Source organism: Vibrio sp. 378 (assembly GCF_033339435.1).
The window spans coordinates 1-964 of record NZ_JAWOUO010000215.1 but is presented as its reverse complement, the minus strand read 5'-3'; the positions used below and the strand labels follow the sequence as shown (position 1 = coordinate 964).

Here is a 964-nt window from a genome sequence, read left to right as displayed (position 1 = left end):
CTGAATGGGTTAGAGGCGATGATCGCATGCAGAGGCAAATAGAGCACGGCTGAGAAGAACTGATCCAACCCGTAGTAACCAAACATCGCAATTGGCATCCAACGTAGCGCATAAATCGCGATGAAGAGAATCACCAACGGCGAGTTTACCTTTTGCGAAATTGCCATCGCGCAAAGTGCTAGTGGCAGCATCAACACGCCTGCGAGCGCCATTCTTGCTAAGAACTCCACCCAGTGCAGCAGCACGTAGCCAAGCGAAGTTTGACGATAGAGCAAAGCCAGTTGTTGGTCGGTCGAAATATTGAGTAACCACAGCATAAAATCAGCCGCCAAAACGAGGCCAGAACACACCAGCGGGATCACCAACAAACCAAACGTCAGCTTCACGAGGTGCGTTTTTAGATCGCTAACTGGCATACTGCGCCAAAACATAATGCTGCCTTCGGCACGTTCTTTACGCAGCGTTCTAGGGAAGTACTGAATGGCAAGTAACATAGACAGCAAACCAGCGCCACCAGTGATCAGCATGTTGACGTCATCCCCAAGTTCTTTGTGAATATCACTCACATCGCCACCGAGGCTCATTTCGAAAAACATATTGTGTTGCAACGTGGTGTTACTCATCAAACTAATAAAAAGCAACGCTCCACACGCCAACATAAACAAAGGTAAGCGCAATACTAGTGGGTTTTCTAACCACTCTTTACGCAACATTGCGACGACAGAGCGCATCATGCTGCCTCCTTTTGTAACGCTAAAAACAGATCCGCCAGTTTTACACCATGCACATCGCCAAGCCCTGCCGCTTGATCAGCGTATTGTGAAGACAATAGCCATTTCGTTGTGCCCAATCCTTTTTGAGAAGAGAGTGGGTGCATCGCTTCAATTTGCGCACGGTGTTCGTCATTGGCATCGAGAATAAAGTAGTCTTCACTGATGCTGTCCATTGAGGTTTGCAGCACCGG

At 48.3% G+C, this 964-nt stretch carries 1 protein-coding gene and 1 pseudogene; both read right to left on the bottom strand.

The genetic code is table 11. The features are described from left to right. A partial coding sequence (locus R7Q48_RS25250) for a hypothetical protein (RefSeq protein ID WP_318132883.1) occupies positions 1-731 on the bottom strand: 731 nt, incomplete at its 3' end. Beyond that, positions 731-964, bottom strand: a pseudogene (locus R7Q48_RS25245) (ABC transporter ATP-binding protein); the annotation flags it as partial. The gene R7Q48_RS25250 and the pseudogene R7Q48_RS25245, both read right to left, overlap by 1 nt.